22 protein-coding genes are annotated in these 26,015 nt (G+C 59.5%); 14 read left to right on the plus strand and 8 right to left on the minus strand.

Annotated elements, in window-relative coordinates; genetic code table 11:
- Positions 1 to 490: 490 nt before the first annotated feature.
- On the minus strand, positions 491 to 787 hold the full coding sequence (locus ACWKV9_RS26140; RefSeq protein ID WP_483839001.1) for a pyrroloquinoline quinone biosynthesis protein PqqE: 297 nt from the start codon (positions 785 to 787) through the stop codon (positions 491 to 493).
- A 315-nt stretch (positions 788 to 1,102) separates the two neighbouring features.
- Here ACWKV9_RS26140 and ACWKV9_RS26145 point away from each other — a divergent pair, with 315 nt between their 5' ends.
- From ACWKV9_RS26145 to ACWKV9_RS26170, 6 genes are all read left to right on the plus strand, one after another.
- Entirely contained in the window at positions 1,103 to 1,912 is an 810-nt protein-coding gene (locus ACWKV9_RS26145; RefSeq protein ID WP_483839002.1) for a helix-turn-helix transcriptional regulator, read from the plus strand.
- Between the two features lie 105 nt (positions 1,913 to 2,017).
- A complete protein-coding gene (locus ACWKV9_RS26150) occupies positions 2,018 to 3,154 on the plus strand; it encodes an ABC transporter ATP-binding protein (RefSeq protein ID WP_483839003.1) in 1,137 nt (378 codons plus the stop codon).
- A 56-nt stretch (positions 3,155 to 3,210) separates the two neighbouring features.
- Positions 3,211 to 4,359: an ABC transporter substrate-binding protein gene (locus tag ACWKV9_RS26155; RefSeq protein WP_483839004.1), complete on the plus strand. Its 1,149-nt coding sequence runs from the start codon at positions 3,211 to 3,213 to the stop codon at positions 4,357 to 4,359.
- 37 nt (positions 4,360 to 4,396) lie between these two features.
- A complete protein-coding gene (locus ACWKV9_RS26160) occupies positions 4,397 to 5,329 on the plus strand; it encodes an ABC transporter permease (protein WP_483839005.1) in 933 nt (310 codons plus the stop codon).
- Between the two features lies 1 nt (position 5,330).
- On the plus strand, positions 5,331 to 6,149 hold the full coding sequence (locus tag ACWKV9_RS26165) for an ABC transporter permease (protein ID WP_483839006.1): 819 nt from the start codon (positions 5,331 to 5,333) through the stop codon (positions 6,147 to 6,149).
- Positions 6,142 to 7,614 carry an aldehyde dehydrogenase family protein gene (locus ACWKV9_RS26170; protein WP_483839007.1) on the plus strand — a complete coding sequence of 491 codons (1,473 nt, stop codon included), beginning with the start codon at positions 6,142 to 6,144 and terminating at the stop codon, positions 7,612 to 7,614. The genes ACWKV9_RS26165 and ACWKV9_RS26170 overlap by 8 nt, the downstream gene beginning before the upstream one ends.
- A 711-nt stretch (positions 7,615 to 8,325) precedes the next feature.
- Here the strand turns inward: ACWKV9_RS26170 and bioD are convergent.
- From bioD to bioB, 5 genes are all read right to left on the minus strand, one after another.
- Positions 8,326 to 9,006 carry a dethiobiotin synthase gene (gene bioD, locus ACWKV9_RS26175; protein ID WP_483839008.1) on the minus strand — a complete coding sequence of 227 codons (681 nt, stop codon included), beginning with the start codon at positions 9,004 to 9,006 and terminating at the stop codon, positions 8,326 to 8,328.
- Between the two features lie 69 nt (positions 9,007 to 9,075).
- Positions 9,076 to 9,930, minus strand: a complete 855-nt coding sequence (bioC, locus tag ACWKV9_RS26180; protein WP_483839009.1) for a malonyl-ACP O-methyltransferase BioC — start codon at positions 9,928 to 9,930, stop codon at positions 9,076 to 9,078.
- Positions 9,923 to 10,654, minus strand: a complete 732-nt coding sequence (locus tag ACWKV9_RS26185) for an alpha/beta fold hydrolase (RefSeq protein ID WP_483839010.1) — start codon at positions 10,652 to 10,654, stop codon at positions 9,923 to 9,925. Before ACWKV9_RS26185 ends, bioC begins: the two co-directional genes overlap by 8 nt.
- Entirely contained in the window at positions 10,647 to 11,837 is a 1,191-nt protein-coding gene (gene bioF, locus ACWKV9_RS26190; RefSeq protein ID WP_483839011.1) for an 8-amino-7-oxononanoate synthase, read from the minus strand. The genes ACWKV9_RS26185 and bioF overlap by 8 nt, the downstream gene beginning before the upstream one ends.
- 135 nt (positions 11,838 to 11,972) lie before the next feature.
- Complete coding sequence (gene bioB, locus ACWKV9_RS26195) at positions 11,973 to 13,028, minus strand: biotin synthase BioB (protein WP_483839012.1); 1,056 nt, start codon at positions 13,026 to 13,028, stop codon at positions 11,973 to 11,975.
- Positions 13,029 to 13,137: 109 nt separating this feature from the next.
- Here bioB and ACWKV9_RS26200 point away from each other — a divergent pair, with 109 nt between their 5' ends.
- The 5 genes from ACWKV9_RS26200 to rarD all read left to right on the plus strand — a co-directional run bounded on the left by ACWKV9_RS26200 (position 13,138) and on the right by rarD (position 19,062).
- On the plus strand, positions 13,138 to 13,869 hold the full coding sequence (locus ACWKV9_RS26200; protein ID WP_483839013.1) for a double zinc ribbon domain-containing protein: 732 nt from the start codon (positions 13,138 to 13,140) through the stop codon (positions 13,867 to 13,869).
- Positions 13,870 to 14,050: 181 nt separating this feature from the next.
- Entirely contained in the window at positions 14,051 to 14,815 is a 765-nt protein-coding gene (locus tag ACWKV9_RS26205; RefSeq protein ID WP_483839014.1) for a TOBE domain-containing protein, read from the plus strand.
- Between the two features lie 104 nt (positions 14,816 to 14,919).
- Positions 14,920 to 16,833: a PhoX family protein gene (locus tag ACWKV9_RS26210; protein WP_483839015.1), complete on the plus strand. Its 1,914-nt coding sequence runs from the start codon at positions 14,920 to 14,922 to the stop codon at positions 16,831 to 16,833.
- Between the two features lie 199 nt (positions 16,834 to 17,032).
- Positions 17,033 to 18,007: a serine/threonine protein kinase gene (locus ACWKV9_RS26215; protein ID WP_483839016.1), complete on the plus strand. Its 975-nt coding sequence runs from the start codon at positions 17,033 to 17,035 to the stop codon at positions 18,005 to 18,007.
- A 164-nt stretch (positions 18,008 to 18,171) separates the two neighbouring features.
- A complete protein-coding gene (gene rarD, locus ACWKV9_RS26220; RefSeq protein WP_483839017.1) occupies positions 18,172 to 19,062 on the plus strand; it encodes an EamA family transporter RarD in 891 nt (296 codons plus the stop codon).
- A gap of 212 nt (positions 19,063 to 19,274) precedes the next feature.
- On the opposite strand, the gene ACWKV9_RS26225 is transcribed toward rarD, so the two are convergent.
- The gene (locus ACWKV9_RS26225) at positions 19,275 to 19,793 is read right to left on the minus strand and encodes a glycine cleavage system transcriptional repressor (RefSeq protein ID WP_483839018.1); all 519 of its coding nucleotides are present in this window, start codon (positions 19,791 to 19,793) and stop codon (positions 19,275 to 19,277) included.
- A 441-nt stretch (positions 19,794 to 20,234) separates the two neighbouring features.
- On the opposite strand from ACWKV9_RS26225, the gene ACWKV9_RS26230 reads away from it, so the two are divergent.
- Positions 20,235 to 22,412, plus strand: a complete 2,178-nt coding sequence (locus ACWKV9_RS26230) for a malate synthase G (RefSeq protein ID WP_483839019.1) — start codon at positions 20,235 to 20,237, stop codon at positions 22,410 to 22,412.
- Positions 22,413 to 22,536: 124 nt separating this feature from the next.
- Here ACWKV9_RS26230 and ACWKV9_RS26235 read toward each other — a convergent pair whose 3' ends face one another.
- The gene (locus tag ACWKV9_RS26235) at positions 22,537 to 22,983 is read right to left on the minus strand and encodes a response regulator (RefSeq protein WP_483839020.1); all 447 of its coding nucleotides are present in this window, start codon (positions 22,981 to 22,983) and stop codon (positions 22,537 to 22,539) included.
- A gap of 226 nt (positions 22,984 to 23,209) precedes the next feature.
- Here ACWKV9_RS26235 and ACWKV9_RS26240 point away from each other — a divergent pair, with 226 nt between their 5' ends.
- Both ACWKV9_RS26240 and ACWKV9_RS26245 read left to right on the plus strand, forming a co-directional pair.
- Positions 23,210 to 25,144: a putative nucleotidyltransferase substrate binding domain-containing protein gene (locus tag ACWKV9_RS26240; RefSeq protein WP_483839021.1), complete on the plus strand. Its 1,935-nt coding sequence runs from the start codon at positions 23,210 to 23,212 to the stop codon at positions 25,142 to 25,144.
- Between the two features lie 13 nt (positions 25,145 to 25,157).
- Complete coding sequence (locus tag ACWKV9_RS26245) at positions 25,158 to 25,877, plus strand: 3'-5' exonuclease (protein WP_483839022.1); 720 nt, start codon at positions 25,158 to 25,160, stop codon at positions 25,875 to 25,877.
- The last annotated feature ends 138 nt before the right edge of the window (positions 25,878 to 26,015 follow it).

Below are 26,015 nucleotides of genomic sequence, written 5' to 3' on the forward strand. Positions count from 1 at the left end.
AAACCTCTGCTGATGAATCCTGGAATTGGATGACCGATGGGTCGGTGTAGGGACTGCCGCAACCACCGACAATCACGTATGCCTAGCGGTCAAACAGGTGTTTGAAACATACGTTTACGCTTATACCTTGTCAAGCGTGCGTCATGAACCATTCATCGTTGAGCACGCGCGCACCACGCAGGCAGAGGCCCTCAGCGTTGAGCAGGTCGTCGAAGCGGCAGGACGAATGGGTATTCGAGTGGGAGCGGACCTGTCCGCGAAAATGCCCATTCGAGCACCTCGGAACTGGCTAAAAAGATAGGTTGCCTGCTCCGACGCATTCGCAGACAGGTCCGCTCCCACAGGCTTAAATGAGTCAATTGATATGAGCTTAGTCGAGCGAATCCCCAGCCACAGTTATTCCAAAGCCGGAATTTAGGCTGTCTATAGGGAGATATTCAGACGGAGAAAACGGTTACAGCGACGTGCGCCGAAGCGCACGGGAGGGGAGTCAGGCGTAGGTATCGATCAATGTGCCGAGCATCTCATCGCTGGCTTTTGCAACAGCAAGACCAGCTTGCACCTGAACCTTGCCCTGGGTCAGCTCGACGACATTGGTTGCCATATCGGAACGCTGACTGCGATCAACCGAGCGAAGATTTTCCAGCTGAAAATCCGAAGACTGGCTACGACCCGCTACTTCCGTAGCCGGGCTGGCCAGCTGAGTGGCCGCCTGATCGACACGCGACTGTCCGACCTGAATCGCGCCCAGGCCTGGGTATAGCGTGTTATTCAAAGAAATCTGCATGGACAACCCTCTGTTCATAAAACGAACAGCGGCCATTGAAACAGACCGCACCGAAAAAGACCCGTCAAAAACACTAATGGCACAAGGCCTGCCAATAGAGTGAATGATTGGAACTGTCAAAGCGTTACCGCAAACGTGGCGGCAAGTGACACTGGTTAGTAAGCAATGCCTGAAAACAGTGCGCCCTGCCGCTACCGCAATCCCGAAGATACTCGCTGTGATCCATGCCTGCCCCGGCGCTCTGTCGAAAGTGTGCGGTGGCGCACATCCTGCATCTACGCTGATCCCCCTGGTCAGATCGCGTCTCCCATTGTCATGCGCCCAAAGGAACTGAAGCACTGGACCGCCGGTGTCGCCCACCTCCTGGCCTTGCCGGGCGGACCGGCGCGTCTGGCGGGTTTGAGTCAATGGCTCAAACATATCTGCCCGGTGGATCACTTCGTTCTGTTCGTCTATGAAGGCAACCACCGCCCGCTGGCGCTGTTCGACACATTCGCGCCGGACAAACGCAAAATTTACGTCGATGACTATCAGTGCGGGCCCTATTTGCTGGACCCATTCTATTTGGCGTGTACGCGTAAACAGCAGCCAGGGCTGTGGCGTCTGCGCCAGTTCGCGCCGGACCACTTTTATCTCAGTGAATACTATCTGGCGTATTACCAGCAGACCGGCCTTGCCGAAGAGGTGGCGTTTTTCGTCGATCTGGGCGGCGATGCGATGGCGGTGCTGTCACTGATGCGCGCGACCACCAGCTGCGCCTTCAGCCGTGACGAACTACAGCTGATGGACTGCGCGCAGCCGGTGGTCGATCAAATCGTCACTGAAGCCTGGCGCCAGCATCGTGCCGAACAGCCGCGCACTGTGCAGGACCTCGACTTCAAGATTCATGCGGCTTTCGATCACTTCGGCGACCACATTCTTACCGGGCGCGAGCAGGAAATCGTACGCCTGCTGTTGCGCGGCCATTCCAGCGCTTCGGTGGCAGAGCAACTCTCCATCAGCCCCGGCACCGTGAAGATTCACCGCAAAAACATGTACGCCAAGCTCGGCATCGGCAGTCAGGCTGAACTGTTGGGGCTGTTCATCCGCGAACTGACCGGTCCCGATATCGCTGCGGTTGGCTGATACCTGAAAGCGACCTCTATCCCCCGAGGGATATATACAGCGCAAAACCGTGGGCGTTAGTTTGGCCTCCATTGCAGCGAACGATGCACTGGGATGTGAGAGCCAATGACCGACAGTAAACACCTCAACGATATTGAGTTCTGCAACGTAGAAAAGCTCTACGGCAACCTCAAGGCCGTCAACAATCTGAGTTTTACGGTGCGACGCGGGACGTTCCACTCCTTCCTCGGCGGTTCGGGCTGCGGCAAAACCACCACGCTGCGCATGATCGCAGGCTTCGATCAGCCAAGCTCCGGCGAGGTCATGCTCGCCGGCAAAAACGTCGCCGGCGTGCCGGCCTATCAGCGCCCGGTGAACATGGTGTTCCAGCACTACGCGCTGTTTCCACACATGACCGTCTCGGAAAATATCGCCTACGGTCTGCGTTATCTCACCCCGCGCCCCGACAAGAAAGAGCAGCGCCGCCGAGCCGATGAGGCTCTGGAAATGGTGCGCCTGTCGGGCCTGGGCCATCGCAAACCAAGCGAGCTTTCAGGAGGTCAGCAACAGCGCGTCGCCCTTGCTCGCGCGCTGGTCAACAAGCCGACCGTGTTACTGCTGGACGAACCGCTGGCCGCTCTGGACCGCAAGCTGCGCAAAGAAATGCAATCTGAACTGCTGCGCCTGCAGCGCGAGGTCGGCATCACCTTTGTGCTGGTGACCCACGATCAGGAAGAAGCGCTCTCGATGAGCGACAGCATCAGCGTCATGCACAGCGGCTCGATTATCCAGACCGCTTCCCCGGAACAACTCTATGAAGCGCCAGCCAGCCGCTATGTCGCTGACTTCATCGGCGAATCCAATTTGTTTAACGGCACCGTTCGCCACGTCCACGGTAATTCGGCGGTCCTGCGCACGCCCCAAGGCATCGAACTGAGCAGCCCGCTGACACCCAATGGCGCCAGCTTGAGTGCCGAGTCCGAAGGCTGCATCGCGGTGCGTCCCGAGCTGATCGACATCGCCAGCAAAGGTGCGCTGCCAGGCCGCGACGTGACACTGGACGGCCAGGTCGAAGACCGCATCTATCTGGGCAACATCACCGAATACCGCGTGCGCACCCAGCCGTTCGGCATCGTCTGCGTACGTGTCCCCCGCCAGCTCGGGTCGGCAGGAGGCAGCAGCGCTGACAACGCAGGATTCGAACACGGCGCGGCGGTTCAGGTCGGCTGGAACAACGCCAACGGCCTGGCGATGGGCCTTTGACCGCAAGAAAAGCCACTCACTAACGATCAGATCACTTATCAGACGGGGAGCACGCCATGGACCAGAAGACCTTTATCAAGACGATGCGCAGCTGGCAGAACGGCTCGATCACACGCCGGGAGTTTCTGGGCCGCACGGGCTTAGGCGTCGCTGCTGCCGTGGTCGCGACGAATATGCCTGGCTTGTTGACTGGCAGCGCCAGCGCTTTTGCGGCGGAGAAAGGCTCGATCGGCGATCGCCTGGGACTGGCCACCTGGCCCAATTATCACAGCCAGGAAAACCTCGATGACTTCGCCAAGACCACCGGAGCGCGTGTGTCCATGAGCGTGTTCGGCTCCAACGAAGAGATGCTCGCCAAACTGCAAGCGGGCGGCAGTGGCTGGGATGTGCTGGTGCCGACCAACTACACGATCAGCACCTACGTGAAACTGGGGCTGATCGAGCCGCTGGACCTGGCGCGCATCCCCAACTTCGACCCCGCAGCGTTTCAGGAAAAGTTCATGGCCCAGGGCACGGTCGATGGCAAGGTTTACGCCGTGCCGAAAAACTGGGGCACCACTGGCATGGCCTACGACAGCGCCAAACTCAAGGCCAAACCGACGTCGTGGAAAGATTTCTGGGCCATTGCTCAGGATCAAGGCAGCGGCAAGACCATGGTCCACGATTACCAATTGACGGCCATCGGCAACGCGCTCAAATCCTTCGGCTACAGCTTCAACTCGCTGGACCCAAAAGAATTGGCCGATGCCGAAAAACTGCTGATCGAGGTCAAGCCGCACCTGTTTGCGATCAACTCCGACATCCAGCCATCGATGCGCAGCGGTGACGCGACACTGGCGATGTCGTGGACCGGCGACGCCTCGCAACTGCACCGTGACATCCCGACCATGCAGTACGTGCTGGGCAAGGAAGGCGGTGAGTTGTGGAGTGATTTTTTCGCCATTCCAAAGGGCGCTGAACACCGCGACGCGGCGTACGCGTTCATCAATTACCTGCTCGATCCGCAGCACAACAAGCTCGAAGTACTCGCCCACGGCTACCCAAGTGGAGACAAACGCGTCGATGCCCTGTTGCCACCGGCCATGCTCAACGACCCGATCATGTACCCGGCTGCCGAGCAGTTGAGCCCGCTTGAATTTGGTGCTGCGGCAACGCTCACCAGTCCGTTGCGCGCAGAACTCATGGCGCGTTTCAAATCGGCCTGAACCCTGAACCCTGACCATGAGCAGCAAGGACCCGTCCATGAATGCCGTCGCTTCTACTGACGCCCTTCACCCCGAAGCCAGCGCCGCCGTAGCCGATCTGGAGCAGTCGCTGCGAAAGCGGCGCAGCCTGACACGCCGCATCACGCTGTTGATGCTGCTGCCGTCGACGCTGTGGTTCCTGCTGCTGTTGGTCATGCCACTGGTGATCATTCTGGTCTTCAGCTTTGGCGAGCGCAGCGCCGTCGGCGGTTACGCGGGCGGTCTGACGCTGGCCAACTACATGAACCTGGGCTCGCGCGCGGCAGCTTTCGGCAACACGCTGATGCTTGCGCCGTTGGGCACGCTGGTGTGTCTGCTGGCGGCCTATCCGCTGGCTTACTTTCTGGCGGTCAAAGCAGGCAAGAATCGCTCGCTGCTGCTGACGCTGGTGATTGTGCCGTTCTGGACCAGTTTTCTGATTCGCACTTACGCCTGGATTTTCATCCTCAGCGGCAAGGGTATTCCGGCGCTGCTGGCCAGCATTGGTCTTGAGGACGTGCGCCTGATCAATACGCCTTACGCGGTACTGATCGGGATTGTGTACGGCTACTTGCCGCTGATGGTGTTTCCGATTTACGTCAGCCTGGAAAAACTCGACAAGCGCCTGCTGGAAGCGTCGTCCGACCTGGGCGCCAGCGCGCTGGAAAGCTTTCGGCGCATTACCTTGCCGTTGTCGGCGCCTGGGATCATCACCGGCGTGATGCTGGTGTTCATTCTGTTGATGGGCGAATTCCTGATCCCGGCGGTGCTGGGTGGCGGCAAGGTGTTCTTCGTCGGTAACGCGCTGGTGGATTTGTTCCTGCAATCGCGAAACTGGCCGTTTGGCAGCGCGCTGGCCATGACGCTGGTGGCGATCATGCTGGTGATCATCGGCATTTATCTGAAATTGGTGGCGCGCTACGGCGGCACCCCCGGCGAAGGAGCGCTCTGACATGTGGCTGCGCACCTATTCCACTTCGGTTTATCTGTTCCTCTACTTGCCCATCGCGTTGATCATGCTGTTCAGCTTCAATGCCGGACGCAGCGGCCTGGCGTTCGAATGCTGCTCGGTGCAGTGGTTCGGCCGGGCGTTCAGCAACCCCTTCATCATGGAGGCTCTGGGCAACAGCGCCTTGATCGCCACCTGTTCAGCGGTGCTCGCAACATTGTTCGGCACACTGGCGGTGTTCGGCCTGCAACGCGCTAGCCGTAAGGTGCGGTTGCTGTTCGACGCGTTGACCTACTGCGCCATCATCATCCCCGGCATCGTCATCGGTATCTCGACGCTCATCGCCTTCATCAGCGTGTTCGACCTGATCAACCCGGTGTTGGCGCAACTGATCCCCGGCATTCCCCGCCTGAACATGGGCTTCTTCACCGTGGTCGCAGCGCATTCATTGTTCACTATGGCGCTGGTGATGATCATTGTGCGAAGCCGCGTCGACTCCCTCGACAAGGCGCTGCAAGAGGCGTCCGCCGATCTGTACGCGCCACCGCTGGAAACTTTCTGGCGCGTGACACTGCCGCAAATCACCCCGGCGATCATGGCCGGCTTCCTGCTGGCGTTCACGTTCAGCTTCGATGATTTCATCATTGCGTTCTTCGTCGCAGGCCCTGAAACCACGTTGCCGATCTACATCTTCTCGTCGATCCGTCGCGGCGTGACGCCGGAAATCAACGCCGTGTCCACGGTCATCATCTGCGCCTCGCTGGCGCTGCTGTTCACCTCCCGCTACCTACAGAATCGCCGGACAGGAGCCTCACATGCGTGATCAGTTGTACATCAATGGCGAATGGGTGGGACCCGACCTGGGCGGCTACCTGGACGTGATCGACCCTGCCACTGAGCAAGTCCTGCAAAAAGTCGCAGCCGGGACCGAGGAAGATATCGACCACGCGGTGCGAGCGGCGCGGCGCGCTTTCGAGGGTGGATGGAGCCAGACCACTGGCGCAGAACGGGGGGCCTGGCTGGACAAGCTGGCCGATGAACTCCACGACGTGCAGCAAGACCTTGCGATGATCGAAGTGCGCGACAACGGCAAACCGATGCCTGAAGCGCAGTGGGACATTGGCGACGCAGTGGCGTGCTTTCGTTATTACGCCGGGCTGGCCCGAGAACTGGACGGGCGTCAGGACCAACCGTTGGCGTTACCTGATGAGCGTTTTCGGTGCCGTGTGAGGCTTGAACCGGTGGGTGTGGCCGGACAGATCATTCCTTGGAATTACCCGCTGCTGATGGCCGCCTGGAAAGTCGCACCGGCATTGGCTGCGGGCGCCACGGTTGTGCTGAAACCCTCGGAGCTGACGCCACTGACGGCTTTGGAACTGGCCGCCGCCGCAGACCGCATCGGTTTGCCGGCGGGCGTCCTTAATGTTGTCACAGGGCTAGGCGCAGACGCTGGCAGCCCACTTACACTGCATTCCGGCGTGGACAAGCTGGCCTTCACCGGCAGCGTGCCCACGGGCTCCAAAATCATGTCGGCAGCGGCGGCTGACATCAAAAACATCAGCCTGGAACTGGGCGGCAAGTCGGCCTTTATCGTGTTTGACGACGCCGACGTGGAAGCGGCGGTGGAGTGGATTCTGTTCGGGATTTTCTGGAACCAGGGCCAGGTGTGCAGCGCCACTTCACGGCTGCTGGTTCAGGAAAGCATCGCAGCTCGGTTGCTTGAGCGGCTGGTGGAAGAGACCCGCAAGATCACCATTGGCCCAGGCCTTGAGGCGGGCGTGCTGTTGGGTCCGCTGGTCAGCCGCGGGCAGTACGAAAAGGTGTTGGGCTTGGTCGATGAGGGCAAGGCCGGCGGCGCGCGCCTGCTCACGGGAGGTAAACGCCCGGCGCACTTGTCTCAGGGCTACTTCATGGAACCTGCGATTTTTGATGAGCCCGCGCTCGACAGCGTCGTCTGGCGCGAGGAAATCTTTGGTCCGGTGTTGTGCGTCAAACGCTTCAAGACCGAGCAGCAAGCGCTAGAGATGGCCAACGCCAGCCGCTTCGGCTTGGCCGCTGCCGTCATGAGTGCCGACCCCCAGCGCGCCACCCGTGTGGCCAATGGTCTGCGCGCGGGGATCGTCTGGATCAACTGCTCACAGCCCACCTTCGTCGAAGCGCCATGGGGCGGCATGAAGCACAGCGGCATCGGCCGCGAGCTGGGGCAATGGGGGCTGGATAACTATCTGGAGGTCAAACAAGTGACCGAGTATGTCGGGGATCAGCCTTGGGGGTGGTATTTGAAATGAATATGGCCTCGGCTTTGGCTTTGGTTCTGCCCGAAGGCCCATCGCTCAGCGTTGGACGCTGCGCTTTTGATTCTGCCCAGACGCCCATTGGTCAATGTCGGACGCAGCGCTTTTGATTCTGCCCGGAGGGCGTAGGAGCCTTGCTTGCAGGCGATGGCTCCGGGGTCGTGTCCGACCGTAGCAGTCCTGAATCGGGCGACTCGTTCCTCCTGACATACCGCATCAAATCCCTCGCCAACAAGTTGGCTCCTACAGAAACAACAGCTCATTGATCAATCGGCCCCCTGTAGGAGCGAACTTGTTCGCGAGGCTTTTGACTCTGGCCGCAGGCCGCAGGAGCCTTGCTTGCAGGCGATGGCTCCAGGGTCGCGTCCGACCGTAGCAGTCCTGAATCGGGCGAATCGTTCCTCCTGACACACCGCATCAAATCCCTCGCCAACAAGTTGGCTCCTACAGAAACACCAGCTCATTGATCAATCGGCCCCCTGTAGGAGCGAACTTGTTCGCGAGGCTTTTGACTCTGGCCGCAAGCCGCAGGAGTCTGGCTTGCCAACGATCTGCCGCGCAGCGGTAGTAAATCCTGAACACGCGGTATGCCTGATAAACCGGGCCGCCTGGTATCAGGGCCGCTGCGCGCCCCATCGTCGGCAAGCCGGACTCCTACGCCCTTTGGGCAGAAGCGATACGATTTCCGAAATAAGGTGCAATGACCTAATCCAGCAACTCCAGATGCAGATGCTCGGCGACCAGCTCCGGCGTGGATTTCTTCAGGTAGGGCACGCGTCCCAGGCAGGGCGCGGGCAAGCGCTCGGCCAGCGTGGCAAGGTTTTCTTCGAGCCGGGAGGTCTTGGGGTCAATGATATTAGCCACCCAGCCTGCCAACTGCAGGCCGTCTGCGGCGATGGCTTCGGCGCTCAACAAGGCATGGCTGATGCAACCCAGCCGCACGCCCACCACCAGAATGACCGGCAGGCCGAGCGCGATGGCCAGGTCCGACAGGTTGGCTTGATCGGCCAAAGGAACGCGCCAACCACCGGCGCCTTCAATCAGGGTGAAATCGGCGCCCTTGCTCAGGATATGGCGCATCGGCTTGAGTAACGATTGCACCGTCAGCGCCACGCCCGCTTCACGGGCCGCCAGATGCGGCGCAATCGCGGGCTCGAATGCCACCGGGTTGACCTCGTTATAGGTCAGCGCGATGGAGCACTCGGCGCGCAAGGCCACCGCATCGGAGTTGCGCAGGCCTTTGGGCTTCACGTCACATCCGGACGCCACGGGTTTGCCCGCTGCCGTGCTCCACCCCGACTGGCGCGCGGCAAACAGCAGCCCCGTGGCGATCGTGGTTTTGCCGACGTCGGTATCGGTTCCGGCGATGAAATACGCATGACTCATCTGTGCAGCCGTCCGTTCAAGTGTTGCAACCTGTTGCCCATTAACTATAGCGCTCAATAGTGGCGTCGTTCAGGACGCTGCCAGTGGCTTTTCCAACACCGCATAGACCACCTGATACGTAGCTGGCAGGCCAGCGAGCTGACGGAACTGTTCGTACGCTGCTATCAACGCCTGAATTCTCGCTCGACCGGTCAACCCGCCAGGGCGTCCCGGATTGATGTTGTGCGCGCCCAAAGCCTTGAGTTCGTGAGTCAGGCTGCGCACGTCGGGGTAATGCAGCACATGAGGCAACACATCCAGACTGCGAACACTCAAGCCGCTTTGCGCGCACAACCGCTGGTAGTCGCTCAATTGCCGGAAACGATTAACGTGGACCAGGCCGTCCACCGCCTGCCAGCTGTCACGCAGCTCATACAACGTGCCGACACACAAACTGGCAAACGCAAATACGCCGTCCGGTTGCAGCACCCGTTGCGCTTCGCTCAATACCGCCCCGAAATCCGCGCACCACTGCACCGCCAGACTGGAGAAAACCAGCCCCACGGATTCATCCTGCAGCGGCAGACGCTCGGCATCTCCGGCGACAAAATGCTTGGCGCCACCTGAAGGCCGAGCGTGACGAAGCATGCCTTCGGCGATGTCCAGCGCGATGCCTTCACTGGACGGCAAGTGCCGGGCGAGCTGGCGGCTGAAGTATCCGGTGCCACTGCCCAGATCCAGCCAGCGTGACGGGCTCGATCCGGCCTGGGGCAAGCGTGAAAGTAATTCGGTGCCCACGGCTCGTTGCAGTTCGGCCACGCTGTCGTAGGTTGCCGCAGCCTTGGAAAAGGACGCCGCCACCTGACGCTTGTCGGGCAAATTGTCCTGCTGTGCAGCTTGTTGCTGAACGGCCTTCAAAACCGAGCAGTGAGAAAGATCAGTCATCGCCGGACTCGTGTAAAAAAGCCTGGATCGCCGCCGCCACACCGTGGGGGTTTTCCAGGATGAACCCGTGGCTGGCCTGTTCGATCAGGCCAACTTCGATATCGGGCAGCAGGTTCAACAGGTCGGTCGACGCTTCGGCCGGGACCAGCGCATCAAGGCCGCCAAACAGGTGTAATTGCGGGCCACGATAGCTTTGCAGTGCTGCCCGGGTGTCCATATGTTCAAGCAACTTGAGGCTCTCGATCAGCGCCGTTGGCGAGCCATGGGGTGCGCCGGCGTTCAACTGCCGGGCCAGTGCGCGCGCATCGTCCGTACCCTGCACGCACAGCAGACTGAAGCGCTTTAGAGTGCCTTGGGGGTCGGCACTGCAACCAGCGAGGAACGCGTCGAAATCGGTTTGTGCCATGGCCGAGGGCCAGTCACTGCGCGCGACAAAACACACATTGCTGGCGAACGTCGCCAGGCCGCAGCAACGCTCACCGCGACGTGCCGCCAGCTCAGCGGCAAGCATACCGCCCAGTGACCAACCGCCCAGCCAGATGTTATCGGGCAGCGTTGCATCCAGCTCGTCGAGCCACTCGTTGAGGTCGTCGGTTTCAAGATCCGGCAGCGGCTCGATCTCGACGCGCAGGTGTTCATCCAGGCCGCGCAAAGCCGCAGCGAGTGGCTCCAGCGGCGAAACGCCAAGTCCCCAACCCGGCAGCAGAATCAAACGGTCACGCATGGTCAGGCTCCACCGGCTCATTGGCTTCAAGCAGCGGATAACACTGCTCCAGTGCTTCCAACAATAGCTGGACCTGAGCTTCGCTGTGAGCAGCGGACAGGGTCACGCGCAAACGCGCACCGCCCGCAGGAACAGTCGGCGGACGAATCGCTGTGACCATCAACCCGCGCTCACGCAACAACTGCGACAGGCGCAGCGCACGTCCGCTGTCGCCGATCAGGATCGGCTGGATCGGCGTGAAGCTGTCCATCAATTGCAGGCCAAGGGCTTGTGCACCCGTGCGGAACTGCTTGATCAACGCGGTCAGATGCTCGCGACGCCAGTGTTCGGCGCGCAGCAGTTCGAGGCTTTTCAACGTGGCGCAGGCCAGCGCCGGAGGCTGGCTGGTGGTGTAGATGTAGGGGCGGGCGAACTGAATCAGGGTTTCGATCAGCTCCTCGCTGCCAGCGACGAAAGCACCGGCCGTGCCGAACGATTTGCCCAATGTGCCGACCAACACCGGCACATCCTCCATGCTCAAACCAAAATGCTCGACGATACCTGCGCCATTGGCACCCAGCGGTCCGAAACCGTGAGCATCGTCAACCATCAGCCACGCGCCTTTGGCCTTCGCGACCCTCGCCAACGCCGGCAGATCAGCAATGTCGCCGTCCATGCTGAACACGCCGTCGGTGACCACCAACGTGTCGCCAACCGCTTTCTCAAGCCGCGAGCCGAGGCTGTCAGGATCGTTGTGCAGATAACGCGAGAAACGCGCGCCACTGAGCAGGCCGGCATCGAGCAGCGAAGCATGATTGAGGCGGTCTTCCAGCACCGTGTCGCCCTGCCCCACCAGCGCAGTGACGGCGCCGAGATTGGCCATGTAGCCGTTGGAAAACAGCAACGCGCGAGGGCGACCTGTGAGGTCGGCGAGGGCTTCTTCCAGTTCGTGGTGCGGCGTGCTGTGGCCGATCACCAGATGCGACGCACCACCGCCAACGCCCCAGCGTTCGGCACCGGCTTTCCAGGCGGCGATCACTTCGGGATGGTTCGCCAGTCCCATATAGTCGTTGTTGCAGAACGCCAGCAACGGCTGACCGTCGACAATCACTTCCGGGCCTTGCGGGCTTTGCAGCAAGGGACGATGGCGATAGAGGTGTTCGGCGCGACGTGCAGCGAGACGCGCACTCAGATCAAAGGACATGCAGGCCTCGAGGTTATTGGGACGTTGAGCCGTGGCTCATCTGTAGGAGCCAACTTGTTGGCGAGGCGGACCACAAGGTGTGTCCGGAAAAACGCCTCGCGAACAAGTTCGCTCCTACAGGGGCCAGCGTAAAAATCAGACCGTCGCGTCGTAAAACAGCGCGCTGCTCTTCTGCTCGACCAACGCTTGCTCGATCGCCGCCTGGTGCACTTCATCAGAATGCTCTTCGCGCGCTTCCGGTTGAATGCCCAGACGCGAGAACAGCTGCATGTCCTTGTCCGACTGCGGGTTGGCAGTGGTCAGCAGTTTGTCGCCGTAGAAGATCGAGTTAGCACCGGCGAAGAACGCCAGGGCCTGCATCTGATCATTCATCGCCTCGCGACCCGCCGACAGACGCACGTGGGATTGCGGCATCAGGATGCGCGCCACAGCCAGCATGCGAATGAAATCGAACGGGTCGATGTCTTCGGCGTTTTCCAGCGGCGTACCAGCCACTTTCACCAGCATGTTGATGGGTACCGACTCAGGATGCTCCGGCAGGTTGGCCAGTTGGATCAGCAAATTGGCGCGGTCGTCCAGCGACTCGCCCATGCCCAGGATGCCGCCGGAGCAGATTTTCATGCCTGAATCACGTACGTACGCCAGTGTCTGCAAGCGTTCGCTGTAAGTGCGAGTGGTGATGATGCTGGTGTAGAAATCCGGCGAGGTGTCGAGGTTATGGTTGTAGTAGTCAAGCCCTGCATCGGCCAGTGCCTGGGTCTGGTCCATGTCGAGACGGCCCAGGGTCATGCAGGTTTCCAGGCCCATGGCCTTCACGCCTTTGACCATCTCCAGCACGTACGGCATGTCTTTGGCTGAAGGGTGTTTCCAGGCGGCGCCCATGCAGAAACGGGTCGAACCAATGGATTTGGCGCGGGCGGCTTCTTCCAGCACTTGCTGGACTTGCATCAGCTTTTCTTTTTCAAGACCGGTGTTGTAGTGCCCTGACTGTGGGCAGTACTTGCAGTCTTCGGGGCAAGCGCCGGTTTTGATCGACAGCAAGGTCGAAACTTGCACGCGGTTGGCGTCGAAATGAGCGCGATGCACGGTTTGCGCCTGAAACAGCAGGTCATTGAAGGGCTGTGTGAACAGCGCCTTGACCTCGGATAAAGTCCAGTCGTGACGCAAATTGGCGGTGATGCTGGCGCTCATGGGCGGCTCCTTAGTGTTTTTTAGCGAGTGCCGGGACGGTTCAGCAGGTTATCTGAAACCTAAAGTCCACAGGCGCCACACGGATGTTCGGCATATTTAAGGAAGAGCCATGCGCTGTCAACCACGCTACGCGCACCCGGTTTACATCTGGTTAAATAGTGATCAATCATGTTTATTGTGCGACGAGCGCACCGGATCAAAAAAATCGATCTGCGACGCCTGTGAGGCCGATCTGCCCTGGCTTACAGACCAATGCGAACGCTGCGCACTGCCCATGCCGCTGTCAGACCTGACATGCGCCCAATGCACGATCAATCCTCCGGCTTTCGATGAGGTCATCGCAGCATGGCTTTACGACTTCCCCATCGACACGCTGGTCACACGCTTCAAGCATCAGGGCAAATGGCCGATGGGTCGGCTGATGGCGGAATTGTTTGCTGAGTTTCTGCGCTATCGGATCAACGAAGGCCTGGCACGCCCTGACTTTTTAGTGCCGGTACCGATGGCCAATAAGCGATTGCGTCAGCGCGGTTATAACCAGGCGGCGATGCTGGCCGCCTGGTTGGGCACCTCGCTGCAACTGCCGGTCAATGAACGACTGCTGCGACGGGTGAAAGAAACGCCCGCGCAGCAAGGGCTGGACGCCAAGGCGCGGCGTCGCAACCTACTCGATGCCTTCGAGCTGACGCCGCAAGATGTGACCGACAAACATATCGCTTTGGTCGATGATGTACTGACAACCGGTTCGACGGCAGATGTGATTGCGAAGATGCTGCGCAAGGCCGGTGCGCGGCAGGTGGATGTTTATTGTTTGGCGCGTACGGCCAAGCCTGGGGGTTGACGTTCAAACGGGCCTCTTCGCGGACAGGTCCGCTCCCACGGGTTTCCATCGTACTAGGGAACAACCCAATCCAGATGTGGGAGCGGACCTGTCCGCGAAGGCGTCAGCCCAGGCAATAGTGATGTAAATTGTCACACCTGTTCGCAGGCAAGTGCGCTCCTACACTCATTTGGTATTCGCCATGTCTTTGCCACCTTCTCTCACCCAACACATGGTCCGCCGCCCGCAGCGCATGGCGTTGCTGGCGCACATTGCCGAGCAAGGCTCGATCACCCGGGCAGCGAAGAGCGCGGGGTTGAGTTACAAAGCCGCTTGGGACGCCATCGATGAGCTGAACAATCTGGCGGAAAAGCCTCTTGTCGAGCGCAGCGTTGGCGGGCGTGGAGGCGGCGGTGCGAAGTTATCGGTGGAAGGCGATCGGGTGCTGCGCTTGTACCAGCGTCTGCAGGCTCTGCAGGCCGAACTGTTGAACAGCGCAGAAGAGTCCAGCGATCTGGCGCTGCTCAGCCGTCTGATGCTTCGCACCAGCGCCCGCAATCAGTTGCACGGCCGCGTGGAGCGCATTACCCGCCACGGCCGCAATGATGTGATCGATTTACAACTGGCAGGCGAATTGTCGGTGCAGGCGCAAATCACCCACGACAGCAGCGAACGCCTGGAACTGGAGATTGGCACGGATGTGTTTGCGCTGATCAAAGCCGGCTGGCTGGAAGTGTTGGCCCTCAGCGCTGAAGTTACAACTGGACACAATTGCCTGACCGGCACTGTCGAGGAGATTCTCGACGCTGACGATGGGCCCAGTGAAGTCAGAATTATCCTGCCAAGTGGACAGACGTTGTGCGCCCTGGCCGACCCTGACCACCTGAAAGCATTAGGATTTAAGGCCCAAAGCCCGGTGAAGGTTCAGTTCGCGCCAGCCAACGTACTGATCGGTACGCCGCTTTGATCTGGCGTCATAATCCGGCTGCCTCAGCACCTCAGTCATCGCACCGACACAATATCGTCATCAACGCTGAATAAGGTTCGTGCCAAAACCGCAGGAAGCCCGTGATGACACGCCTAAAAGACAATCAGTCCACAGACCTCGAAAACATGGTTGGCCTCACCCGCCGCAGCTTCATTAGCGCAGGCGCGTTGTGCGGCGCGGCGATGTTTCTGGGGGGCGACCTGCTCAGCCGCAGCGTGCTGGCCGCCAGCGTCCAAGCGGCCAACAGCAAATTGCTGGGTTTTGCCAGCATCCCCGCCGCCACCGCCGACAGCATCAGTCTGCCGCCGGGCTACACCTCTTTAGTACTAATCAGCTGGGGCCAACCATTATACGCCGACGGCCCCGCGTTCGACCCCAGTGGCAAAGGCAGTGCCGAAGCTCAGGAAATTCAGTTCGGCGACAACAACGATGGCATGAGTCTGTTTACCTTCCCCGGCGACAACCCCAGCAACGCCAGCCGCGCCCTGATGGCGATCAACAACGAATACACCAATTACCGCTATCTGTTCGATCACGGCAAAGACCCGCAATCGGCTGAAGAGGTGCGCAAAGCGCTGGCCAGCGAAGGCGTGTCGGTGATTGAGGTCAAGCGCGAAGGCAGCAAGTGGGAGTTCGTTCAGGGCTCCAAATACAACCGCCGCGTACACGGCAATACCCCGATTCAGTTGAGCGGCCCGGCTGCCGGTGACGATCTTTTGAAAACCGCCGCCGACCAGAGCGGCCGAAATGTGCTCGGCACCTTTCAAAACTGCGCCAACGGCAAGACGCCGTGGGGCACATATCTTACGTGCGAAGAGAACTTTACTGACTGCTTTGGCAGTACCGATCCTGCGCAACAACTGGACGCTGCCACCAAGCGTTATGGCGTGGTCCCGGCCAGTAAAGAGATCAACTGGCACCCCCACGATCCGCGCTTCGACATCGCGCAGAATCCCAACGAGTTCAATCGCCACGGCTGGGTGGTGGAGATTGACCCGTTCGATCCGAAATCAACGCCGGTCAAACGCACGGCCCTGGGGCGCTTCAAACACGAAAACGCAGCTTTGGCCGAGACCAAAGGCGGGCGTGTGGTGGTTTACATGGGCGACGATGAGCGTGGCGAATTCATCTACAAATTCATCAGCCGCGACAAGATCGACCACCAGAACCCGAAAGCCAATCGCAACCTCCTCGACCACGGCACGCTGTACGTGGCGCAGTTCGATAACGGCGACAGCAATCCCGACCATCCAAAGGGCAAGGGCAAGTGGGTCGAGTTGACCCACGGTAAGAACGGCATCGACGCCGGCAGCGGTTTCGCCAGCCAGGCCGAGGTGTTGATTCATGCGCGGATGGCCGCCAGCGTGGTCAAGGCCACCCGCATGGACCGGCCGGAGTGGATCGTCGTCAGCCCCAAGGACGGCCAGGTGTATTGCACGCTGACCAACAATGCCAAGCGCGGCGAAGACGGTCAGCCGGTGGGCGGCCCTAATCCTCGGGCGAAGAACCAGTACGGGCAGATCCTGCGCTGGCGCGAAAATGGCGATAACGCCTCGGCTATGGAATTCACCTGGGATCTGTTTGTGGTTGCGGGTAATCCAGGCGTTCACAGCGGCACCCCGTTGGGTGGCTCTAGCAATATCAACCCGCAAAACATGTTCAACAGTCCGGACGGCCTGGGCTTCGACAAGGGTGGTCGGTTATGGATTCTGACTGACGGCGACTCGACCAACGTCGGGGATTTTGCCGGGATGGGTAATAACCAGATGCTCTGCGCGGACCCTTCAAGCGGCGAGATCAGGCGTTTCATGGTCGGCCCGGTCGGCTGCGAGGTGACAGGCATCAGCTTTGCGCCAGACCAGAAAGCGCTGTTTGTCGGCATTCAGCACCCCGGCGAGAACGGCGGCTCGACCTTTCCTGAGCACCTGCCCAACGGCAAGCCGAGGTCGTCGGTGATAGTGATTACCCGGAAGGATGGCGGGATAGTCGGCGCCTGATTCAGGCTTGCGATCGCACTCATCCGTTGGGGACGTTCTATTTCTGTAGGAGCCAACTTGTTGGCGAGGTGGTGTCAGGCGCAACGCCTCGCGAGCAAGTTCGCGCCTACAGGGAGTGCGTAACGCGTTGTGTCAGGGTTACACGCCTGAGTTAACATAACGGGCCCGACGCGGCAGCCTGCTGCGCGCAGGAGTAAGCATGGCCCACCCGTTTGCAACACTCACGCCTGATCTTGTGCTCGATGCCGTTGAAAGCATCGGTTTTGTCAGCGACGCCCGCATTCTTGCGCTCAACAGTTACGAGAACCGCGTTTATCAGGTAGGTATCGAAGACGATCAGCCGCTGATTGCCAAGTTCTACCGGCCACAGCGCTGGACCACCGAAGCCATCCTCGAAGAACACAGCTTCACCGCCGAACTCGCTGGCGTCGACATTCCGGTGGTTGCGCCAATGACCCACAACGGCGCCACCCTGTTCGAACACGCAGGCTTTCGCTTCACGCTGTTTCCTCGTCGCGGCGGGCGGGCGCCGGAGCCTGGGAATCTGGATCAGCTGTATCGCCTGGGCCAACTGCTGGGGCGCATCCATGCCGTCGGTGCCATCAAGCCCTTCGAACACCGCGAAGCGCTCGGGGTGCAAAACTTCGGTCATGACTCGCTGGCCTATCTGCTGGAAAACAACTGCATCCCTCGCAGCCTGCTGCCGGCGTATGAGTCCGTAGCGCGGGATCTGCTCAAGCGCGTCGAAGACGTTTATGCCGCCACGCCGCATCAAAACATCCGCGTCCACGGCGACTGCCATCCCGGCAACATGATGACCCGCGATGACATTTTTCATATCGTCGATCTGGATGACTGCCGCATGGGCCCGGCCGTGCAGGACATCTGGATGATGCTGGCGGGTGATCGTCATGAGTGCATCAGCCAGCTGTCGGAATTGATGGACGGCTACAACGAATTCCACGATTTCAACCCCCGTGAACTGGCATTGATCGAGCCACTGCGTGCACTTCGATTGATGCACTACAGCGCCTGGCTCGCTCGGCGCTGGGATGACCCGGCGTTCCCCCACAGCTTTTCCTGGTTCGGGACAGAACGCTATTGGGGCGACCAGGTGCTGGCGTTGCGCGAGCAATTGTCGGCGCTGAATGAAGAGCCGTTGAAGTTGTTCTGAAGCCTGCTACCACCCGTTGGAGGGGGCTTGCTCGCGAAAGGACGGTGAGAGCAACGCATCCTCATCGGCACAAAAGCATCGCGAGCAAGCTCCCTCCCACAGAATGAGTAGAGCTTGCCAAGTACTGAGTTGAACAAAAAATAAAACCTGCCACAGGACACCTCATGCCAGCCGCCAACCCGCGTCGCGGGTACATTCTTGGCCTCAGCGCCTACATCATCTGGGGAATTTTCCCGATCTATTTCAAAGTCCTTTCCAGCGTCCCGTCGATCGAGATCATCGTCAATCGGGCGATCTGGTCGGCGGTGTTCGGGCTGGCGTTGTTGATGCTGGTGTGGAAGCACCCGGGCTGGTGGCAGGAGCTTTGCGATCACCCCAGACGCTTTGCGATTCTGGCGCTCAGTGGCTCATTGATCGCCGCCAACTGGCTGATTTACGTGTGGGCGGTAAACAACAACCACATGGTGGAGGCCAGCCTCGGTTACTTTATCAACCCGTTGATCAACGTGATGCTGGGCATGGTGCTGCTGCGTGAACGATTGCGGCCGCTGCAGTGGATAGCGGTCATCCTTGCGCTGATCGGCGTCGCGCAGCAGGTCTGGCAGGTGGGCAGCTTGCCGTGGGTATCGTTGGCGCTGGCCTTCAGCTTTGGTTTTTACGGGCTGATCCGCAAGCAAGCGCCAGTCGCCGCGCTGCCTGGGCTGGTGGTTGAAACCTGGATTCTGGTGCCGTTGGCGATTGGCTGGCTGCTGTTCAATCCGATGGCGCACAGCGCGCAAGGTGAATTCTGGACCACCAAAGAAGCGATCTGGCTGGCAGCGGCCGGGCCGATAACGCTGGTGCCGTTGGTGTGTTTTAACGCCGCTGCGAGGGATTTGCCCTACGCCACGCTGGGTTTTTTGCAGTACATCGCGCCGACGTTGGTGCTGACGTTGGCAGTGTTGGTGTACGGCGAACACCTGGCCACAAGTACCGCGATAACCTTCGCCTTCATTTGGGCGGGGCTGGTGATCTATAGCGTTGATGCATGGAGAAGCCTGCGTCGGCGTGCGTGACATACGCTTTTTTTGGCTTTTGTAGGAGCCAACTTGTTGGCGAGAGCCTGAGCGCGGGGTGTCAGACACGACGTCTCGCGAACAAGTTCGCTCCTACAGAAATCAGCAAGTTCGTACTCTTCTGTAGGAGCCAACTTGTTGGCGAGAGGCTGAGCGCGGGGTGTCAGGCACGACGTCTCGCGAACAAGTTCGCTCCTACAGAAATCGACGGCTTAATCCTGCGACTTGAGCACCAACTCAACCATCAAATCATCGGCCAGCGTTTCGAGGTGCTTTTGCAGCACCTCAAGCGACAACGTGTTCGGCACGCCCAACAAGGCAACGGCCGTAAACAGCGTCTCGCTGCTCATCGGCGCTGGCGACACATCGGTGGTCAGGCGCTCGACGTTGACGCCCTGTTCAGTCAGCAATCTGGTGATGTCGCGCACGATGCCTGGGCGGTCGTTACCCACCAATTCCATGTTGATCGGCCGGGTCGTGCCAACATTCTCCGCACTGCTTTCGGCGAATTGGGTGCGGATGCCATCTTCGGCTAATCCCTGCAATGCGCTAATCAACTCTTCGCGCGATTCAAGGGGTACGCTCAAGCGCAAAATCCCTGCGAACTGTCCGGCCATGTGTGTCATGCGGCTCTCCAGCCAATTGCCGCCATGGCTGGCGATGCAGGACGCTATCTGTTCAACCTGGCCCGGTTTATCGGGGGCAAATACGGTGACAACGAGATGATCCACGGTCAATTCCTCTTCTTTTGCTATCAGCAGTCCGGCAAAGCCTGATCTGCGCAGGTATCGGCCAAGTATAGGCAGATGCCACGAACGCACCGCCAGGTTATGAATAGAGCTAATCGTGTACTGTTTTCATAATTATCTGGAACAATCTATTCATTTTTTGAGAACATCCTGCACCTTTGTATGACTGACGATGTAACTCCAGTCGTTCGGTGACATATTTGGTCTGATTTTCACGTTACAAGTCATCATGTAGTATTGCGCCGCATTCACTACATGCCCCCGAACAAAACGCTGAAACGATGCCTGACCACGTCATTGCACACCCAGGCCCAGCCGCCAGCGATGGCATGTTCTGGCACGGGTAACAGCGATTCGTCGATGGCTTAATAAAAAGCGCGCTCAAGATTGAAGCGCAGATAGCTCAGTAGAGTGAGGCAAGCAATGACTGAACACGTTCAAGTCGGTGGCCTTCAGGTCGCCAAAGTCCTGCTGGATTTCGTGAACAACGAAGCCCTTCCTGGAACCGGCCTCGATGCCGCCGCGTTCTGGAGCGGTGCCGATACGCTCATTCACGAGCTGGCGCCGAAGAACAAAGCCCTGCTCGCCAAACGTGATGATTTCCAGGCAAAAATCGATGCCTGGCACCAATCCAATGCCGGCAAAGCCCATGACGCCTCGGCTTACAAAGCCTTCCTGCAAGAGATCGGTTACCTGCTGCCAGAAGCAGCGGACTTCCAGATCACCACGCAAAACGTCGATGAAGAAATTGCTCGCATGGCTGGTCCACAGCTTGTGGTGCCGGTGATGAACGCCCGCTTCGCCCTCAACGCGTCGAACGCGAGATGGGGTTCGCTGTACGACGCGCTATACGGCACCGACGCCATCAGCGAAGCCGACGGCGCCGAAAAGGGCAAAGGCTATAACAAGGTCCGGGGTGACAAGGTCATTGCTTTCGCTCGGGCCTTCCTCGACCAGGCGGCGCCGCTGTTTGCAGGCTCCCACGTCGACTCCACCGCTTACAAACTGGTTGACGGCAAATTGGTGGTCACGCTCAAGGGCGGCAGCAATTCCGGCCTGCGAGATGATGCCCAACTGATCGGCTTTCAGGGTGAAAGCTCAGCGCCAACCTCCGTACTGCTCAAGCACAACGGCCTGCATTTCGAAATCCAGATCGACGCCTCAAGCCCTGTCGGCCAGACCGACGCCGCTGGCGTGAAAGACGTGCTGATGGAAGCCGCGCTGACCACCATCATGGACTGTGAAGACTCCATCGCTGCCGTCGATGCCGACGATAAAGTGGTGGTCTATCGCAACTGGCTGGGCCTGATGAAGGGCGATCTGTCCGAAGAGGTCGCCAAGGGCGGCACTACCTTCACCCGCATCATGAACGCCGACCGCGTATACACCTCGCCCACCGGCGAACCGGTGACGCTGCACGGCCGTTCGTTGCTGTTCGTGCGCAACGTCGGTCACCTGATGACCATCGACGCGATCCTCGACAATCAGGGCAACGAAGTGCCCGAAGGCATTCTTGATGGTCTGATGACCAGCCTGGCGGCGATCCACAATCTCAATGGCGGCTGCACCCGCAGCAACAGCCGCACCGGTTCGGTGTACATCGTCAAACCGAAGATGCATGGCCCCGAAGAGGCAGCCTTCACTAACGAGTTGTTTGGCCGCATTGAGGACGTCCTGCGCCTGCCACGCAATACGCTGAAAGTCGGGATCATGGACGAGGAACGCCGCACGACGGTCAACCTCAAGGCCTGCATTCAGGCCGCCAGCGAGCGTGTGGTGTTCATCAACACCGGTTTCCTGGACCGCACTGGCGACGAAATCCACACCTCCATGGAAGCTGGCCCGGTGGTGCGCAAGGCGCAGATGAAAGCCGAGAAGTGGATTGGCGCGTACGAAAACTCCAACGTCGATATCGGCCTCAAGTGCGGCCTGCAAGGGCGTGCGCAGATCGGTAAAGGCATGTGGGCCATGCCGGACCTGATGGCCGCGATGCTGGAACAGAAAATCGCTCATCCACTGGCGGGCGCGAACACTGCCTGGGTGCCGTCGCCGACGGCCGCCGCGCTGCATGCGCTGCACTATCACAAGGTCGACGTGTTCGCGCGTCAGGCTGAACTGGCGCAACGCGCGCCAGCCTCCGTCGATGACATCCTGACCATCCCACTGGCACCGAACACTGACTGGACGCCGGAAGAAATCCAGAACGAACTGGACAACAACTCCCAAGGCATCCTCGGTTATGTGGTGCGCTGGATCGATCAGGGCGTGGGCTGCTCGAAGGTGCCGGATATCAATGACGTCGGCCTGATGGAAGACCGCGCGACGCTGCGTATTTCCAGCCAGCACATTGCCAACTGGCTGCGTCACGGCGTGGTCAATGAGCAGCAAGTGATGGAAAGCCTCAAGCGCATGGCGCCGGTGGTGGATCGCCAGAACGACGGCGACGCACTGTATCGCCCGCTGGCGCCGGATTTCGACAGCAACATCGCGTTTCAGGCCGCGGTGGAGCTGGTGATCGAAGGCACCAAACAACCGAACGGTTACACAGAGCCGGTGCTGCATCGTCGGCGTCGTGAGTTCAAGGCGAAGAACGGGGCTTAATAGCCCTAGACAAATTGTGGGAGGGAGCTTGCTCGCGAAAAGTATTGTGGTCGATAAATCTGTATCGGATGTATCGGACAATCGCGAGCAAGCTCCCTCCCACAGATCAAACCAGGACCGCAGTTCACTCCACCCCTAACTCCCGCTTCACCAACTGCAAAAGCTGTTTGGTGTTGATCGGCTTGAGCAAAAAATCCAGGACGCTCAGGTGCATCGCGTCAATCGCATCGCGCACATGCGCATCGCCCGAGACAATGATGATCGGCAGTGCTGCCCGGTCCGAATCGCGTATCTGCCTGATCAGGTCCAGCCCGTCACACGGCGCCATGCGCAGGTCGGTGATGAGCAGACCGATCGAAGGACGGGTTTGCAGCAAATGCATCGCGCTGTTGCCGCCCGCTGCGGTAATACAACAGATGTCGTTGAGACTCAGGATTTCGGCAAGCAACTCGCGCGCGTCCCTGTCGTCGTCGACGATCAGTACCCGTTGCGGTGATTGTGAGGATGGCGCCGACATCACCTCGTTGAGGGCTTCGCGCTCTTCATCACTCAAAATGTCGTGATCGAACATACCCGTCTCACTTCCCGTCGACTGAATTCTGACAGCGGATACGAATGAATCAGCTGCACGCATTAAAACCTTCCTACGCTGCGTCTCGCTCCCTTGGGTCCACCTGCGCTTCCATCGCGCCCAACACCCACTTCCTAGGGCTTTTTAACGCCTAAGACTTACGTCCAATGGGCACTGCCGGATAAGCGGTCGACCATGGGGCTTATAAAAACAAGCGGTGTCAGTCATGAGCAAAGCGGACGCTTTCACCCAGGCAGGAAAAACAGCCGTGCTGCAAAACATTCACGGCACGATGCAATTTCTGCAGAAATTCCCGCCTTTCAACCAGATGGAAAACGCCCACCTGGCTTACCTGGTTGAACAGTGCCAGCTGCGTTTCTACGCTACCGACGAGAGCATCATCAAGACTGGCGATGGGCCAGTAGAACATTTTTACATCGTGAAGCAGGGTCGTGTGGTAGGCGAACGTCCTCATTCAGCGAAAGGCGGCACCGAAACAACTTTCGAAATCACCACCGGTGAATGCTTTCCACTGGCTGCTTTATTGGGTGAGCGCGCCACTCGCACCGAGCATCTGGCAGCTGAAGACACGTTCTGTCTGCAGCTCAACAAGCAAGCGTTTATCAAGCTGTTCGCGCTCTCAAGCCCCTTCCGCGACTTCGCCCTGCGCGGCGTCAGCAGTCTGCTCGACCAGGTCAATAGGGAAGTAAAGCAGAAAGCCGTGGAAACCCTCGGCACCCAGTATTCCCTCAACACTCGTTTGGGCGAATTGGCGATGCGGCATCCCGTGACGTGCGGGCCGGAGATGCCGTTGCGTGAAGCGGTCAAGCTGATGGACGAGCAGCAAGTAGGCAGCATCGTGATCGTCGATGAGGCCAAGGCGCCGCTTGGGATATTCACCCTGCGCGATCTGCGCCAGGTGGTGGCTGACGTCAACGCCGATTTCGGTCAGCCCATCGAGCGCAGCATGATTCAAGCGCCGTTTTACCTGAGCCCGGACGCCAGCGCCTTTGACGCAGCCATCGCCATGACCGAGCGGCACATCGCCCACGTTTGCCTGGTCAAGGATCAACGGCTGTGCGGCGTGGTTTCGGAGCGCGATCTGTTCTCGTTGCAACGGGTGGATCTGGTGCACTTGGCGCGGACGATTCGCACGGCGCCGCGCATCGATGCGCTGAGCAACATGCGCGGCGACATCGTGCAGTTGGTGGACCGCATGCTGGCTCACGGCGCGTCATCGACGCAGATCACCCAGATCATCACCCTGCTCAACGATCACATGGTGTGCCGGGTCATTGAACTGACGCTGGAAGAAAAGGGCGATCCGGGCATCCCGTTCACCTGGCTGTGTTTCGGCAGCGAAGGCCGTCGCGAGCAAACGCTGTACACCGATCAGGACAACGGCATTCTTTTCGAAGCCTCGGATGCAGCCGACGCCGCACGCATTCGCGGCCAACTGTTGCCGATCGCCGAAAGGATCAACCAAAGCCTGGCGCTGTGCGGCTTTGCGTTGTGCAAGGGCGGGATCATGGCCAGCAACCCTGAGCTGTGCCTGTCGCGGGTTGAATGGGCGCGGCGCTTTGGGTCGTTCATTCGCGAGGCGACGCCGGAGAACCTCTTGTCGTCGAGCATCTACTTTGACCTGCGAGTGGTATGGGGCGATGAAAGCGGCGGCGAGCAATTGCGCCACAGCATTCTCGATCAGGTGGGCGACAACAAACTGTTTCAACGCATGATGGCCGACAACGCCCTGCGACAACGCCCACCAGTGGGGCGTTTCAAGGATTTTGTGGTGGCGCGCAAAGGCAGCGAAAAAGACACGCTGGATCTGAAGACTCAGGGCCTGACGCCGTTCGTGGATGGCGCGCGACTGCTGGCGCTGGCCAACGGCATTGCCGTCAACAACACGCTGGAACGCCTGCGCCAACTGGTCGCCAAAGAGGTGATTGATCCGCTGGATGGCGCAGCCTACGAAGAGGCGTATCACTTCATCCAGCAGACCCGTATGCAGCAGCATCAACAGCAGAGCCGGCAAAACCTGCCGTACTCCAACCGCATCGACCCGGACGTGCTCAATCATTTGGACCGACGCATCCTGCGCGAATCATTCCGCCAGGCGCAGCGGCTGCAAACCAGCCTGACCTTGCGTTATCAACTGTGAAATTTCAAAACCGATGAATTTGTTCGAATGGCTCAGGCCAACCAAGCGTGCTCAACCGCATGCATTAACGACACTGCAATCAACCCGACTGAGCCAACTGACGCGGCCCAAACTGCTCAGCGAACAATCGTTGCGCGATCAGCGCTGGGTCGTGCTGGACCTGGAAACCAGCGGCCTGAACATGAGTCGCGATGAGGTGCTGTCGATTGGTGCGCTGGTGATCGAGGATGGCGCGATCGATTTCAGCCAGCAGTTCGAACGTACTTTGCTGCGCGCCGATCACAAGCTTAATCCGAGCGTGTTGATTCACGGCCTGGGCCCTAGCGCGATTGCGGCGGGGACAGAACCGGTGGAGGCGTTGCTCGACTTCATGGAGTTTCTGGGGGACAGCCCGGTACTGGCGTTTCATGCGCCATTCGATCAGCACATGATCGGCCGCGCGCTGAAGGAGAGTCTGGGTTATCGCTTGCAGCATCATTTTTTCGATGCCGCCGAGATGGCGCCGATGCTGTGTCCGCAGGCGTCATTTCGACAGGCCGGGCTGGATGACTGGACGGGCTTTTTTGGCTTGCACGCCGAGGAACGTCACCACGCCAGCGCCGACGCGTTGGTCACCGCAGAACTGGGGCTGATCCTGTTCAGCCACGCCCGCCGCCAGGACATCGACAGCCCCGCGCGGCTGGACCAGAGCTTGAGTCAGTGGCGCAGACGGCAGAAATCCCATTCGTTTTGATCCTGCGCAGGTCAGGCGCATGGGGTGATCGTGCTTGCCAGCGTGAATTACAAATGGGAATCGCTTAGAATCGCGAAGCCGAAAGAAGGGTCACTGTCGCGCAGTGGCCCTTTTGCTTTTGGCGCAAACAAGTAATGG

The sequence above is a fragment of the Pseudomonas corni genome (genome assembly GCF_057128765.1).